This is a genomic window from Ornithinimicrobium avium, from assembly GCF_003351765.1.
Taxonomy (GTDB): Bacteria; Actinomycetota; Actinomycetes; order Actinomycetales; family Dermatophilaceae; genus Ornithinicoccus; species Ornithinicoccus avius.
In genome coordinates this window covers 856,147-869,493 of sequence record NZ_CP031229.1, presented here as the reverse complement: position 1 = coordinate 869,493, position 13,347 = coordinate 856,147, and the positions used below count along the sequence as shown (strand labels likewise).

At 73.5% G+C, this 13,347-nt stretch carries 13 protein-coding genes; 8 read left to right on the top strand and 5 right to left on the bottom strand.

The annotated features are described in order from the left end of the window. Positions 1-3 precede the first annotated feature (3 nt). On the bottom strand, positions 4-1,137 hold the full coding sequence (locus DV701_RS04095; RefSeq protein ID WP_114927182.1) for an aminotransferase class V-fold PLP-dependent enzyme: 1,134 nt from the start codon (positions 1,135-1,137) through the stop codon (positions 4-6). 87 nt (positions 1,138-1,224) lie between these two features. On the opposite strand from DV701_RS04095, the gene DV701_RS04090 reads away from it, so the two are divergent. From DV701_RS04090 to DV701_RS04080, 3 genes are read left to right on the top strand one after another with little or no spacing between them, the layout of a single operon-like run. Then, on the top strand, positions 1,225-2,658 hold the full coding sequence (locus DV701_RS04090; RefSeq protein WP_114927181.1) for a dihydrolipoyl dehydrogenase family protein: 1,434 nt from the start codon (positions 1,225-1,227) through the stop codon (positions 2,656-2,658). 43 nt (positions 2,659-2,701) lie between these two features. Further along, positions 2,702-3,574, top strand: a complete 873-nt coding sequence (locus tag DV701_RS04085) for an aldose-1-epimerase (RefSeq protein ID WP_114927180.1) — start codon at positions 2,702-2,704, stop codon at positions 3,572-3,574. A 49-nt stretch (positions 3,575-3,623) separates the two neighbouring features. Then, on the top strand, positions 3,624-4,109 hold the full coding sequence (locus DV701_RS04080) for a hypothetical protein (protein WP_202863626.1): 486 nt from the start codon (positions 3,624-3,626) through the stop codon (positions 4,107-4,109). 68 nt (positions 4,110-4,177) lie between these two features. Here DV701_RS04080 and DV701_RS04075 read toward each other — a convergent pair whose 3' ends face one another. The 4 genes from DV701_RS04075 to DV701_RS04065 form a co-directional block, all read right to left on the bottom strand. Next, on the bottom strand, positions 4,178-5,059 hold the full coding sequence (locus DV701_RS04075; RefSeq protein WP_114927179.1) for a hypothetical protein: 882 nt from the start codon (positions 5,057-5,059) through the stop codon (positions 4,178-4,180). A gap of 69 nt (positions 5,060-5,128) precedes the next feature. Continuing rightward, positions 5,129-5,857 carry an enoyl-CoA hydratase/isomerase family protein gene (locus tag DV701_RS04070; protein ID WP_114927178.1) on the bottom strand — a complete coding sequence of 243 codons (729 nt, stop codon included), beginning with the start codon at positions 5,855-5,857 and terminating at the stop codon, positions 5,129-5,131. 6 nt (positions 5,858-5,863) lie between these two features. Then, positions 5,864-6,034: a hypothetical protein gene (locus DV701_RS18110; RefSeq protein ID WP_162802777.1), complete on the bottom strand. Its 171-nt coding sequence runs from the start codon at positions 6,032-6,034 to the stop codon at positions 5,864-5,866. 76 nt (positions 6,035-6,110) lie between these two features. Next, the gene (locus DV701_RS04065) at positions 6,111-6,779 is read right to left on the bottom strand and encodes a GntR family transcriptional regulator (protein WP_324616617.1); all 669 of its coding nucleotides are present in this window, start codon (positions 6,777-6,779) and stop codon (positions 6,111-6,113) included. Between the two features lie 126 nt (positions 6,780-6,905). Between DV701_RS04065 and glyA the strand changes: the two genes are divergently transcribed. Genes glyA through DV701_RS04040 form a run of 5 tightly spaced genes read left to right on the top strand, consistent with a single transcriptional unit; the run spans position 6,906 to position 13,346 of the window. After that, a complete protein-coding gene (gene glyA / locus DV701_RS04060; RefSeq protein ID WP_114927176.1) occupies positions 6,906-8,201 on the top strand; it encodes a serine hydroxymethyltransferase in 1,296 nt (431 codons plus the stop codon). Further along, entirely contained in the window at positions 8,198-9,421 is a 1,224-nt protein-coding gene (locus DV701_RS04055; RefSeq protein ID WP_114927175.1) for a sarcosine oxidase subunit beta family protein, read from the top strand. Before glyA ends, DV701_RS04055 begins: the two co-directional genes overlap by 4 nt. Positions 9,422-9,435: 14 nt before the next feature. Then, entirely contained in the window at positions 9,436-9,786 is a 351-nt protein-coding gene (locus DV701_RS04050) for a sarcosine oxidase subunit delta (protein WP_114927174.1), read from the top strand. 1 nt (position 9,787) lies between these two features. Then, complete coding sequence (locus tag DV701_RS04045; protein WP_114927173.1) at positions 9,788-12,703, top strand: 2Fe-2S iron-sulfur cluster-binding protein; 2,916 nt, start codon at positions 9,788-9,790, stop codon at positions 12,701-12,703. Then, positions 12,696-13,346, top strand: a complete 651-nt coding sequence (locus DV701_RS04040; RefSeq protein WP_114927172.1) for a sarcosine oxidase subunit gamma — start codon at positions 12,696-12,698, stop codon at positions 13,344-13,346. The genes DV701_RS04045 and DV701_RS04040 overlap by 8 nt, the downstream gene beginning before the upstream one ends. Position 13,347 lies beyond the last annotated feature (1 nt).

Sequence of the window (13,347 nt, the reverse complement as noted above, 5' to 3'; positions counted from 1 at the left end):
GCCTCAGAGAGCCTCGACCCGGTCCAGCGCTGCCGCGAGCCGCGCGACCGTGCCGTCCACGTCGGCCAGCTTGTCCAGCCCGAACAGTCCCAGGCGGAAGGTGGAGAAGTCCTCCGGCTCGCCGCACATGAGCGGCACGCCCCCGGCCGCCTGCACCCCGACCTCCACGAACTTCGCCCCCGAGCGCAGGCCCGGGTCGTCGGTGTGGACGACGACCACCCCGGGAGCGCCGTACCCCTCGGCGGCGACCGAGAGGAACCCGCGCCCGGCGAGCAGCGCGCGCACCTTGGTGCCCAGCTCGACCTGCGCCTCCTTCAGGGCCGGCAGGCCGCGCTGCCGGGCCAGGAGCATGAGCTCGGTGTTGTGCACGATCGTGTCGGTCGGAACCGTCGCGTGGTAGGCGTGCTTGCCCTCCGCGTAGCCGTCGGTGATCGTCAGCCACTTCTTCAGGTCGGTGACGAAGCTGCTCGAGGTGGTGGCCCCGATCACCTCCCGCGCCCGCTCCTCGACCATGACGTAAGCGGTGCCCGGCGTGCCGCTCCAGCCCTTCTGCGGGGCGCTGATCAGCACGTCGACGGCGAGGTCCTTCATGTCCACCCACAGCGCACCGGAGGCGATGCAGTCGAGGACGAAGAGGCCGCCGGCCTCGCGGGTGGCCCTGCCCACCTTCCGCACGTAGTCGTCCGGGAGCAGGATGCCCGAGGCGGTCTCGACGTGGGCGGCGAGGACGACCTTCGGGCGCTGCTCGGCGATCGCGGCGAGGACCTCCTCGACCGGGGGCGGCGCCCACGGCGAGGGGTGGGTGTCCTGCGTCGGACGGGCGGTGAGGACGGTCACGTCCTCGGTGATCCCGCCCATCTGCAGGATCTGGGACCAGCGGTAGGAGAAGAACCCGTTGCGCACGACCAGGCAGCGCTCGTCGTTCGCCAGCTGCCGGGCCACCGACTCCATGCCGTAGCTGCCGCCGCCGGGCACGAGCGCCACCGAGTCCGCGTTGTAGGTCGTGCGGAGCACCTCGACCAGCTGCTGCATCACGGCGACGAACCGCTTCGACATGTGGTTGAGGGACAGGTCGCTGAAGACGACCGAGTACTCCAGCAGGCCGTCGGGATCGATGTCGGTACGTGGCAGGTCCATGCCGACACCGTAGCCGGGACGCCGCCTCGGCCGCCCACGCCCACCCTCCGGGCTGCGGGGGTGACGGGCACGTCCTACCGTGGTCGGATGAGCCCGACGGACCACGAGCAGGAGCCCGGCGCGAGGGAGGAGACCGACGTGGTCGTGATCGGCGGGGGGCCGGTGGGCGAGAACGTGGCGCAGTACGCCGTGGAGGGCGGGCTGAGCGCGGTGCTGGTCGAGGGCGAGCTCCTTGGTGGCGAGTGCTCCTACTGGGCGTGCGTGCCGAGCAAGGCACTGCTGCGTCCGGTCACGCTCGTCGGCGCCGGCTCCGACCTGCACGGTATGACGTCCGGCCGCCTCGAGCAGGACGCGCTGCTGGAGCGGCGGGACACCTGGGTGTCCGGCTACGACGACGCCGAGCAGGTGGAGTGGGCGCAGGGCGCCGGCATCACCCTCGTGCGCGGCCACGGCCGGCTGGTGGGGGAGCGTGAGGTGCAGGTCGAGCGCGGTGGCGGGAGCCGGCGGCTCACCGCGCGCCGTGCGGTGGTGATCGCCTCCGGGAGCGAGCCGCTCGTGCCCGAGACCTTCCGCGACGCCCTGCCGTGGGGGTCCCACGACGCGACGGGGCTGAAGGAGGTGCCGGGCACGCTGCTGGTGGTCGGCGGCGGCGTCGTGGCGTGCGAGGCGGCGACCTGGCTGGCGGCCCTGGGAGCGAGGGTGACCATGCTCGTTCGCGGGTCGGCGCTGCTGGGGGGCCAGGAGGCGTTCGTCGGCGAGCTCGTGGCCGGTGCGCTGCGCGACCAGGGCGTGGAGGTGCGGCTCGGCACCGAGGCGAGCTCGTGCCGACGCAAGGACGCCCGGGACACCGGGGTGGGGCGCGTGCACGGAGGTCCGGTCGTCCTGGAGACGGGCGACGGGGAGCTGTCCGCCGACGAGCTGCTGGTGGCGACCGGTCGCCGCCCGCTCCTTCACGACGTCGGCCTGGAGGCGGTCGGACTGTCCCGGGACGACGTCACGCACGGGCGGCTGCCCGACTGGCTGCACGCCATCGGCGACGCGAGCGGGGGCCCGCCGCTGACCCACTGGGGCAAGTACCAGGCCCGTCTGCTCGGGTCGCGGCTGGCCGCCGAGGCGGCCGACCGCCCGGTCGAGCCGGTGCCCGACGACGTCCCCGTGCCGCAGGTGGTGTTCACCGACCCGCAGGTGGCCTCGGTCGGCATGACCGAGGCGGAGGCGCAGGAGGCGGGCCACGACGTGGTGACGAGCGAGGTGCCCTTCGACGCGGCCACCGGCGGTGCGCTGCTGCGCGACCACGTCAGCGGGCGGGCCAAGCTGGTCGTCGACCGCGGCAGCGGGCGCGTCCTGGGCGCGACCTTCGTCGGGCCGGAGGCCGGCGAGCTGCTCCACGCGGCCACCGTGGCGATCGTCGGCAAGCTCCCCGTGCACCTGCTGCGACACGCCGTGCCGAGCTTTCCCACCGCCTCCGAGCTGTGGCTGCGGCTGCTGGAGGACCTGCCGGTGGAGCTGCGCCTCCCGTAGGCCGGTGCACCCACCGCTCGTGCGGACGTAAGAGAATGGGCCGATGAGCGTCAACGGGACCGTGACCAGCCTGGCCGCCGGCGACTACGAGGCGCGGGTGGGCGCCGTCGGCGCGACCCTGCACGGGCTGACCCACCGTGGTCGCGACCTCGTCCTGCCGACCGGCCCGGCGGTGCTGGGGGAGGGTTATCGCGGCCGCACGCTCGTCCCGTGGCCCAACCGGGTGGTCGGGGGCAGGTATGCCGTGGGGGGCCGGGTCCTGGACCTCCCGGTCAACGAGCGGGCCACCGGGGCGGCCCTGCACGGCTACGGCGCCTTCGCCCCGTGGACGGTGGTCGGGTCGTCGGGCGCGGCGGCGACGCTGGAGCTGGACCTGCCGGCGACCTACGGCTACCCGTTCGACGTGGTGTGCCGGGCCCGCTACGTGCTCGACGACCAGGGCCTGATCGTCACCCTCAGCGGCACCAACGAGGGTCGCGACCCGGCGCCGTTCGGGATCGGCACCCATCCCTACCTGACCTGCGGCCGACCGGTCGACGAGTGCACGCTCGTGGTCCCCGCCGGGAGGGTCCTGCTCACCGACGACCGCTCGACCCCCACCCGGCTGGTGCCCGTCGACGGCGACCTCGACCTGCGCGGACCGAGCGTGGTCGGCCCGCGGGTGGTCGACAACGCCTTCACCGACCTGCCGCCGGGGGAGTGGGCCGTCGAGCTTTCCCACCCGGGGGTCGGGGGCGTGCGGTTGTCCAGCGACGCCCCGTGGGTGCAGGTCTTTACGGCGGACCCGCTGGGCAGGCGCGGGGCCGCGGTGGAGCCGATGACCTGCCCGCCGGACGCCTTCAACAGCGACCCGGCCGGGGTGCTCCTCGCGCCGGGCGAGACCAGGACCCTGAGCCTGCGCGTCGGCGCCCTCTGAGCACCGACCCCCTGTTCGGGGCGGCGGGGTGGCGATGAATCATGGGGGCATGACGACCGCGACCGAGGTCTCCCGACCGGCAGCCGCGCCGCAGCGCTGGGACCTGGCCATGCTCGTCCTCGGCGCCCTGTCCGTCGTCGCCGGTGGGCTCGTCGCGGCGGTGACCGCCCCGCTCGGCCTGGCGCACGGGAGCTGGGCGGCGGCCTACCTGGTGCTGGTGTGCGGCGTCGCCTCCGTGGCGGTCGGCGCGGCGCAGACCTGGCTGACCGCGCGCCGCGTCCCGTCCCGCGCCGCCGCCGCGCAGGTCCTGGCCTGGGTCGCCGGCAACGCCGGCGTGCTCGGCGGCACTCTTGCGGGGTCCTCGGCGGTGGTGGTCGTGGGCGGGGTGCTGCTCGTGGTGGCGCTCCTGCTAGCGCTGGTGGCCGTGCTCCGGGTGCGCCACCCGCTGCTCGGCTGGGCCTACCGGGTGGTGCTCGCGGTGGTGGTGGTGAGCGTCCCGGTCGGACTCGTGCTGAGCATCACCCGCAACGCCTGAGCGGGCTGCGGCCCGGCGACATCCGCGAGGACCGGGACCGAGCCGGCCGAGAGGTCTGCAGACCCGCCTCAGGTCGCCGGCGGCTGCTCGCCGTTCTCCTCCGGCTCCCACAGCATGCTGACCGGCTCGCCGCCCAGGGCCTCGGCGAAGGAGGAGATCTCCTGCTCGGAGCGGTCCTCCCAGGTGTTGGCGACGTTGCCGCGCCGCAGGTAGCGGGCACCCGGCGCCGGGGCCTCGAGGAACCCGTCGCGCAGCAGGACGGTGCGGTGGTCCCGGGAGTGGTGGCCGTAGGCGCCCAGCCGCACGCGCGTGCGGTCGTCGTCGGGCTCCAGGCGCAGCGTGAACACACCCCGCGAGAGGTGCTCGGAGAAGTCGTGCATCCCGTCCATGCCCAGCACGAGCGCGCACCCGCTGCTGCGCGGCCACTGCTGGAGGTCGAGCCGACCGAAGCGTGGGTCGAGGGCGGTGACCCAGTCCTCGTCCCAGGTCGCGAACTCGTCCACGATGAGCAGCGCCGGCATCCGCTCGGTGATCGCCCTGCCCGTCGCCTCGGGTGCGGCGTTGCCGCCGAGGACGCGCAGGTCGAGCACGCGTAGCCGGTCGTCCACCCAGGCGTCGTGGGTCGAGGTGGACAGCAGGGCGTCCGGCGGCAGGCCGAGGCCACCGGCGCCGACCGCCAGCCACAGCTCGTCGGTCGTGCGTGCCCGCGAGCAGATCACCGTCGGGTAGCCCTCGCCCGCGGCCCAGGCGGCCATCCGCGCCAGCACCTGCAGGCGCAGCTCGCTGGGGCCGCGCACCACGGTGGACCGCGACGACGGGATCCCGCCCGAGATGGCGTCCAGGGAGGGCCAGCCGGTCCCGATGCGCGGCACGAGTCCGAGCATGCGCTCCCTCAGCTCGCTGATGCTCGGCCGTTCGTCGTCCTGCTCTGCGCCCTGCTGGCCCGCCATCACCGCAGTGTGCCAGGCACGCCTGACAGCCCCTGCCCGTGCGCGTCCCTTGCGCCTGCCGCCGCAGGCTCAGGACCGGGGCAGGTGGGAAGGGAAGGCCGTCAGCATCGAGGCCGCCGCCCCGAGAACAGCGTCGTCGAGGCCGCCGGGCCCCACCGCATAGCTCGGGGTGGTCGCCCCCCGGCGGTCCGTCCCGGCGCGCCGAGGACCGGTGGTGAGGACCTGGGCGAGGCTGTCCACCCGGGCGTCGAACAGGCCGAGCGTGACGGCCTCCTCGGTGCCCACGACGTGCCGGCCGTGCACCAGCCTCTCGGTCTGTGCTGGCCCGACGAGCTGCTCCAGCCGGGACCGCGTGAAGCCGTCCAGCGCCATCCCGTGCTGGCCGAAGGGAAAGACCAGCGAGGGTGCGCCGACGGCGACGCGGCGGTCGCAGGCGGCCATGATCTCCACCCCGCCGCCCGCGGCGCCGCCCTCGACGACGGCGACCACCTCACGCTCCAGCAGGTGGAGGGCGAGCAGGCTGCGGACCACCGCGTGCACGAACTCGACCGCGTGCTCCGGTGCGGTGCGTGCGTGCCGCAGGGCGTCCAGGTCGGCCCCGGAGCAGAAGTAGCCGCCGGTGCCCACGACGTACAGGGGAGCAGCGCCCGGGGGCAGGTCGCGGACGAGGGCGCCGAGCTGGCGCCACATGGACAGGGAGAGCGCGTTGCGGCGCGCCGGGTGGTCAAGGACGAGGGTCTCACCGAGCTCCGTGCGTTCGACGCGGACCGTCCCGGTGTCCGTCGCGGGGCCGGGCACCGGGGGTCAGCCGACGCGCAGGTCGGGATCGGTCGTGCGCCGCACGCGCACCTCGCACGCGCCGATCGGGGCACCGTCGCAGCAGGGCTCGACGTAGCGGCAGCGGGGACAGCGGTTGTGCGCGTGCTCGGCATACATCTGTGTGCCGCAGTAGGGGCAGGGGAGCTCCAGTGCCATGGGTCGAGTGTCCCGCACCGGGCGCACGACGGCACGAGGGACGCGCCGGTGCCCCCGGGGAGAGGGCGGGCAGCGGCTACAGCACCCGCCGGATGGCGTCCTCGAAGTGTTCCATGTGCTCGAGCATGAGGCGTGCCGCCAGGTCCTCGTCGCCGGTGGCGACGGCGTCGATCAGGCGCACGTGCTCGGCGACGTGGCTGCTGACGTCCTCCAGCCGCCGCACCGCGGCCGACCAGATCCGCATCGCCAGGAAGAGGAAGTGCGTGAGCGAGCTCTCCAGGTGGCTGTTGCGGGCCAGCGCGTAGATCGTGGTGTGGACCTGGACGTCCATCTCCATGTGCCGGCGCGGCGTGCTGGTCCGGTCCAGGGCCAGCAGCGCGGTGCGGATCGCCTCCAGGTCCTCGCGTCCGGACCGGTCGGCCAGCCGGGCGGCGCGGCGGGCCGCCAGCGGCTCCAGCGCCTGCCGCACCTCGCTGATCTCGGCCAGCGCCGTCGGGTCCACGCGGGTGGCGAAGGTGCCCCGCCGGGCGAACGTCACCAGGAAGTGCTCGGTCTCCAGCCGCTTGATCGCCTCGCGCAGCGGGGTCCGGCCGACCTGGAGCTCGGCGGCGAGAGCCTGCTCGTTCAGCGGTTCCCCGGGCGTGATGTCGAGCATCACCAGACGCTCGCGCAGCTGCAGGTAGGCCTGCTGCGCCATCGACAGGTCGGGACGTGCGGCGGTGGCGCTGAGGGTGTCGGGACCCAACGGTGTCCTCCTCCTGCTCCGGTCCCGACGACGCGCTGGGCGAGGGCGGGAGTTGACAAAGGCTCGTACCTGCCACACACTACCCGACATCTCATATATCAGTTGTCGATGAAGAGAGGCGCCAAGATGACACTCGCTGCGGACGTGAGTCTCGCGACCGACCTGGCCACCCTGGACCCGGAGATCGCCGAGGCGATCGGGCTGGAGGCCGACCGCCAGGAACAGACCCTGGAGATGATCGCCTCGGAGAACTTCGCGCCGGTCGCGGTGCTGCAGGCCCAGGGCTCGGTCCTGACCAACAAGTACGCGGAGGGCTACCCGGGGCGCCGCTACTACGGCGGCTGCGAGCACGTCGACGTCGTCGAGCAGCTCGCCATCGACCGCGCCAAGGCGCTCTTCGGTGCCGAGCACGCCAACGTGCAGCCGCACTCCGGCGCCCAGGCCAATGCCGCCGCGCTCTCCACGCTCCTCCAGCCGGGCGACACCTTCATGGGCCTGTCCCTGGACCACGGCGGCCACCTGACCCACGGCATGAAGCTCAACTTCTCGGGCAAGCTCTACAACCCGGTGCCCTACGGCGTCGACCCGCAGACCCACCTGCTGGACATGGACGAGGTCGCCCGGATCGCCCGCGAGTCCAGGCCGAAGGCGATCGTCGCCGGGTGGTCGGCCTTCCCCCGGCAGCTGGACTTCGCCCGCTTCCGGCAGATCGCCGACGAGGTCGGCGCCACGCTGATGGTGGATATGGCCCACTTCGCCGGCCTCGTGGCCGCCGGTCTGCACCCGAGCCCCGTGCCCTACGCCGACGTGGTCACCACGACCACGCACAAGACCCTCGGCGGCCCCCGCGGCGGCATCATCCTGTGCCGCGAGGAGCTGGCCAGGAAGATCAACAGCGCGGTCTTCCCGGGCCAGCAGGGCGGCCCGCTGGAGCACGTCATCGCGGGCAAGGCGGTCGCGCTGAAGCTGGCGGGCACCGAGCAGTTCGTGGACCGCGCCCGCCGGACCCTCGACGGGGCCCAGGCCCTGGCCGAGCGCCTGCTCGCCGACGATGTCGCGGCCACCGGGGTCAGCCTGGTCTCCGGCGGCACCGACGTCCACCTGGTCCTGGTGGACCTGCGCGACAGCGAGCTCGACGGACGGGTCGGGGAGGACCGGCTCCACGAGGTCGGCATCACGATCAACCGCAACACCGTGCCCTTCGACCCCCGCCCGCCGATGGTCTCCTCCGGCCTGCGGATCGGCACCCCGGCGCTGGCCACCCGCGGCTTCGACCGGCCGGCCTTCGAGGAGGTCGCCGACGTCATCGCCCAGACGTTGCTCCACGACGACGCCGACACGCTCGGCGAACAGCGCCGGCGCACCCGCGCACTCGCGGACCGCTTCCCCCTCTACCCCACCCTCACGGACGGTCTGTCATGAGCTTCGACCCCCGGGCACTGCCCGAGCACCCCGACTTCCTCTGGGCCAACCCCGAGCCGAAGAGCTCCTACGACGTCGTCATCGTCGGCGGTGGTGGGCACGGGCTCGCGACCGCCTACTACCTGGCCGCGCGGCACGGCATCACCAACGTGGCCGTGGTCGAGCGCGGCTGGCTCGGCGGCGGCAACATGGCCCGCAACACCACGATCATCCGCTCCAACTACCTGTGGGACGAGTCCTCGGCCATGTACGAGGCGGCGCTGAAGCTCTGGGAGGGGATGGAGGAGGAGCTGGGCTACGACGTCTTCTTCTCCCAGCGCGGCGTGCTCAACCTGGCGCACAGCCTGCAGGACGTGCGCGAGTCGGTCCGCCGCGTCGAGGCCAACCGGCTCAACGGCGTGGACGCGGAGTTCCTCGACGCCGACGGCGTCCGGGAGGTCTGCCCGATCGTCAACACCGACAACCTGCGCTACCCGGTGCTCGGTGCGACCTACCAGCCACGCGCCGGGATCGCCAAGCACGACTGGGTCGCGTGGGCCTACGCCCGCCGCGCCGCCGAGCTCGGCGTCGACCTGATCCAGGACTGCGAGGTCACCGGGTTCGTCAAGGACGGCAACCGGGTCGTCGGCGTGGAGACCACGCAGGGCCGGATCAACGCCGGTCGGGTCGCCCTGTGCGTGGCCGGCAGCACCTCCCCGCTGGCCGAGCTGGCCGGCATCGAGGTGCCCATCCAGTCCCACCCCCTCCAGGCGCTGGTCTCCGAGCTGTTCGAGCCGGTGCACCCCACGGTCGTGATGTCCAACCACATCCACGTCTACGTCTCCCAGGCGCACAAGGGCGAGCTGGTCATGGGTGCCGGGGTGGACCAGTACACCGGCTACGGCCAGCGGGGCTCCTTCCACGTCATCGAGGAGCAGATGGCCGCGGCGGTCGAGCTGTTCCCGATCTTCGCCCGGGCCCACGTCCTGCGCACCTGGGGCGGCATCGTCGACGTGACCATGGACGCCAGCCCGATCATGGGCACCACCCCGGTGGACGACCTGTTCGTCAACGCCGGCTGGGGGACCGGCGGCTTCAAGGCAGTCCCGGCCGCCGGGCTGGCCTACGCCCACACCCTGGCCACCGGTGAGCCGCACGAGCTCAACGCACCCTTCAGCCTCGAGCGCTTCGAGACCGGCGCTCTCATCGACGAGCACGGCGCCGCCGCGGTCGCCCACTGACGAGGAGTCACCCCATGCTCATCCTCACCTGCCCCCACTGCGGACCCCGCCACGAGCAGGAGTTCCACTACGGCCGCCAGGCCCACGTGGCCTACCCCGACGACCCGTCCGCGCTGTCCGACGCGCAGTGGGCGCGCTACCTGTTCCACCGCGCCAACCCCCGCGGCCCCCACGCAGAGCGCTGGGTGCACAGCGCCGGGTGCCGCAAGTGGTTCAACGTCGTGCGCGACACCCTCACCAACGAGATCTCCGCGGTCTACCCGGCAGGCGCGCAGCCGCCCGCCGAGCACGCCGACCTCGTTCCCGCGCCGGTCGTCCCCGACGTCCCGGCCAGCACCACCACCGAGCAGACGAAGGAGGCCTGAGATGGCCCAGTCACCGAGCCGCACCGCCGAGGGCGGCGTGGTCGAGCGCAGCAGCACGCTGACCATCACCGTCGACGGCCAGCAGCTGGCGGCCCACCCGGGAGACACCGTCGCCTCCGCCCTGCTGGCGTCCGGCCGTGTGCGCGTGGGCGACTCGATCTACCGGGGCCGCCCGCGCGGCGTGCTCACCGCCGACGCCGACGAGCCCAACGCCTTCGTCCGGGTCCACGGTGCCGGCGGCGGGACGCACGAGTCGATGCTGCCCGCCACCCAGGTCGAGGTGCGCGACGGGCTGGAGGTCACCTTCGAGGACGGCATCGGCGTGCTCGACCCGACCCCGGACACCGCCCTCTACGACGCCGTCAACGTGCACTGCGACGTCCTGGTCGTCGGTGCCGGGCCGACCGGTCTGTCGGCCGCCCTGGCGGCCGCGGCGACCGGCGCCCGCGTGGTCCTGGCCGAGCGCGAGCCGCTGCTCGGCGGCCGGCTGCTCTCGCACCCCGGCGAGCAGGTCGAGGGCGTCCCCGCCCCGGCGTGGGTCGGCCAGGCGCAGGAAGAGCTCGCGGCGGCCGGGGTGAGCGTGCTCACCCGGACCACCGTCGTCGGCTCCTACGACAGCAACTACCTGCTCGCGCTGGAACGGCGCACCGACCACCTCGACCCGGCCACGGTGCCGGCCGGCATCTCCCGCCAGCGGGTATGGCGCATCACCGCCGGTCGGGTGGTCCTCGCCACCGGCGCCACCGAGCGCCCCCTCGTCCTGGCCGGCAACGACCTACCAGGAGTCATGCTCGCCTCGGCGGTCTCGACCTACCTGGGCCGCTTCGGCGTGCTCCCCGGGCAGCAGGCCGTCGTGGCCACCACCAACGACAGCGCCTACGCGACCGCCCGGGAGCTGGCGCACGCCGGTGCCGAGGTGCGCGTCGTCGACGCGCGGGCCACGGCCAGCGAGGTGGCGGCGGCGGCGCAGAGCGAGGGTCTGGAGGTCCTGCTCAGCCACGTGGTCGTGCAGGTCGAGGGCGATGAGCGCGTCGCCTCGGTCGTCGTGGCGCCGCTGGGCGAGGACGGCGAGCCGTCCGGGTCCACAAAGACGCTGCCGGCCGACCTGCTCGCCGTCTCGGGCGGCTGGTCCCCGACCGTGCACCTGCACTCCCAGCGCCGTGGCGCGACCACCTGGGTCAGCGACCTGGGCGGCTTCGTCGCGGTGCCGGACGTCCGAGACCAGGCCCCGGCAGGTGCTCTCCGGGGGACCTACGCCACCGACCTGTGCATCCAGGAGGGTGCCGGGGCGGGGCGCTGGGCAGCCGGCGGCCAGGAGCCCGTCGGCGACGGCGTGGGCGAGGCCGCGCGGCAGCAGGCGTGCGGCCCGGTCCGCGAGCTGTGGGCCGTGGCGTCCCCGGACGGGTCCTGGGACACCCACTTCCTCGACCTGCACCGGGACAACACCGTCGCCGACGTGCTCCGGTCGCTGGGCGCCGGTATGCGCAACATCGAGCACGTCAAGCGCTACACCTCGATCGGGACCGGTGCCGAGCAGGGCAAGACCGGCAACGTGGTCACCAGCGGCCTGGTCGCCAGGCTGCTCGCCCACGACGGAGCCGAGGGCGTGCAGGGCCTGGGCCGGCCGACCGGTCCCGGCGACATCGGCACCACCACCTACCGTGCTCCCTACACGCCGGTCGCCTTCGCGGCCCTCGCCGGCCGGCACCGCGGCGACCTCCTCGACGCAGCCCGGCACACCGCGGTCCACCCCTGGCACGTGCAGCAGGGTGCGCTCTTCGAGGACGTGGGTCAGTGGAAGCGGCCCTGGTACTACCCGCAGGACGGTGAGGACCTCCACGCCGCGGTCGCGCGCGAGTGCCGCGCGGTGCGGGAGAACGTCGGCTTCATGGACGCCTCCACCCTGGGCAAGATCGAGATCCGCGGTGCCGACGCCGCCGAGTTCATCAACCGCCTCTACACCAACGCCTTCCTGCAGCTGCCGGTGGGCAAGGGTCGCTACGGCATGATGTGCAGCGCCGACGGCATGGTCTTCGACGACGGTGTCACGCTACGGCTGGCCGAGGACCGGTTCTTCATGACGACCACCACCGGCGGCGCCGCGAAGGTGCTGGACTGGTTGGAGGAGTGGAGCCAGACCGAGTGGCCCGAGCTCGACGTCACCTGCACCTCGGTGACCGAGCAGTGGACGACGATCGCCGTGGCCGGGCCCCGGTCCCGCGACGTGGTCGCCCGGGTGGCCCCGGACCTCGACGTGTCCAAGGAGGGCTTCGGCTTCATGGAGCTGCGCCACACCACCCTGGCCGACGGGATCGACGCCCGCATCTGCCGGATCACCTTCTCCGGCGAGCTGGCCTTCGAGATCAACGTGCCCAGCTGGTACGGCCTGGCGACCTGGGAGCTGGTCGCCGCGGCCGGGGCCGACCTGGGCATCACGCCCTACGGCACCGAGACCATGCACGTGCTGCGGGCGGAGAAGGCCTTCCCGATCGTGGGGCACGACACCGACGGCACCGTCACGCCGCAGGACCTGGGCATGGGCTGGATCGTGTCCAAGAAGAAGAAGGACTTCGTCGGTATGCGGTCCCACCAGCGGCTCTCGCACGCCGACGCGGACCGCAAGCAGTGGGTCAGCGTGCACGCCGTGGACGGTTCGACCTTCCTGCCCGAGGGCACCCAGCTGGTCGAGGCGGGCACCCCGCTCACCCCTGCGGAGGGTCCGGTGCCGATGGTCGGCTGGGTCACCTCCAGCTATCACAGCCAGGCGCTGGGTCGTCCCTTCGCGCTGGCGCTGGTCAAGAGCGGGCAGGACCGGGTCGGTGAGCGCATCAGCGCCGTCGTCGCCGGCGCACCCGTCGAGTGCGAGATCGCCGACACGGTGGTCTACGACAAGGAAGGAGCTCGCCGCGATGGCTGAGACCACGAAACAGGACGCGGGCGCCGCCGGCCCGGGCGTGGCGCAGCTGCGGCGCAGCCCGGCCCAGGGGCTGGCCCAGGACATGACCGCCGGGTCCACCGCTCAGGTGGCGCTGCGCGAGGTGCCGTTCGCCGTGATGACGGCCCTGCGCGCCGAGCCGGGCAGTGCTGCGGCGCGGCGGGTGGAGGAGGCGCTCGGCTGCCCGCTGCCCACCGCCGCCGGCGAGGTCACGTCCGCGGGAGAGCGGCACGTGCTCTGGATCGCGCCCGATGAGTTCCTCACCTGGAGCCCGGACGGGACCCTCGACCCGGTGGCCGCGGGCGAGGAGCTCGCGGACCGGGTCGGCACCGACCGCGGCCAGGCAGTGGACGTCAGCAGCAACCGCACCACGCTGGAGCTCAGCGGCCCGTGGGCCGCGTCGGTGCTGGCCAAGAGCTGCACGATGGACCTGCACACCTCGGCCTGGCCGGCAGGCCGCGCCTTCGCCACCACGGTCGGGCGGGTCCCGGCGGTGGTGTGGCGGGTCGAGGAGGACACCTTCCGGGTGCTGCCCCGGTCGTCCTTCGCCGAGCACCTGGTCCGCTGGCTGCTCGACGGGATGCAGGAGTTCTCCGACCCCGCCGCCCGGCCGCTGTGGCGCTGAG

Excerpts from the sequence above, each read along its gene's own strand:
- DV701_RS04095 (WP_114927182.1), bottom strand. The coding sequence starts at position 1,137 with ATGGACCTGCCACGTACCGACATCGATCCCGACGGCCTGCTGGAGTAC.
- DV701_RS04090 (WP_114927181.1), top strand. The coding sequence starts at position 1,225 with ATGAGCCCGACGGACCACGAGCAGGAGCCCGGCGCGAGGGAGGAGACC.
- DV701_RS04085 (WP_114927180.1), top strand. The coding sequence starts at position 2,702 with ATGAGCGTCAACGGGACCGTGACCAGCCTGGCCGCCGGCGACTACGAG.
- DV701_RS04080 (WP_202863626.1), top strand. The coding sequence starts at position 3,624 with ATGACGACCGCGACCGAGGTCTCCCGACCGGCAGCCGCGCCGCAGCGC.
- DV701_RS04075 (WP_114927179.1), bottom strand. The coding sequence starts at position 5,059 with ATGGCGGGCCAGCAGGGCGCAGAGCAGGACGACGAACGGCCGAGCATC.
- DV701_RS18110 (WP_162802777.1), bottom strand. The coding sequence starts at position 6,034 with ATGGCACTGGAGCTCCCCTGCCCCTACTGCGGCACACAGATGTATGCC.
- glyA (WP_114927176.1), top strand. The coding sequence starts at position 6,906 with ATGACACTCGCTGCGGACGTGAGTCTCGCGACCGACCTGGCCACCCTG.
- DV701_RS04055 (WP_114927175.1), top strand. The coding sequence starts at position 8,198 with ATGAGCTTCGACCCCCGGGCACTGCCCGAGCACCCCGACTTCCTCTGG.
- DV701_RS04050 (WP_114927174.1), top strand. The coding sequence starts at position 9,436 with ATGCTCATCCTCACCTGCCCCCACTGCGGACCCCGCCACGAGCAGGAG.
- DV701_RS04045 (WP_114927173.1), top strand. The coding sequence starts at position 9,788 with ATGGCCCAGTCACCGAGCCGCACCGCCGAGGGCGGCGTGGTCGAGCGC.
- DV701_RS04040 (WP_114927172.1), top strand. The coding sequence starts at position 12,696 with ATGGCTGAGACCACGAAACAGGACGCGGGCGCCGCCGGCCCGGGCGTG.